1 pseudogene is annotated in these 453 nt (G+C 63.8%); it reads left to right on the top strand.

The window, feature by feature from the left end:
• Window positions 1-453, top strand: a pseudogene (gene suhB / locus J5M58_RS26890) (inositol-phosphate phosphatase); the annotation flags it as partial.

Genomic DNA, 453 nt, shown 5'->3' with positions numbered 1-453 from the left:
ACGCAGTGAGCATCGCCTGCAAATACAAGGGAAGGCTTGAGCACGCCGTGGTCGTGGACCCGATTCGCCAGGAAGAATTCACTGCCAGCCGAGGCCGCGGTGCGGCACTGAACGGACGCCGCATGCGCGTCAGCGCCCGTAAAAGCCTCGAGGGCGCCCTGCTCGGCACCGGCTTCCCGTTCCGCGATGGGCAACTGACCAATCTCGATAATTACCTGACCATGTTCCGTAGCCTCGTCGGACAGACCGCCGGCATTCGCCGCGCTGGCGCCGCGAGCCTGGAGCTGGCTTATGTCGCGGCTGGCCGCTACGACGCATTCTGGGAATTCGGCCTTTCCGAGTGGGACATGGCGGCCGGAGCCTTGTTGATCCAGGAAGCCGGCGGATTGATCAGCGACTTCACCGGAGGCCACGAGTTCCTCGAAAAAGGCCAGATCGTCGCCGGCAACACGA

Source organism: Pseudomonas sp. 32_A, from assembly GCF_017490905.1.
Classification (GTDB): Bacteria; Pseudomonadota; Gammaproteobacteria; order Pseudomonadales; family Pseudomonadaceae; genus Aquipseudomonas; species Aquipseudomonas inefficax.
Note: the sequence above shows the minus strand (reverse complement) of the source record. Positions and strands in the feature narration are given on the sequence as shown.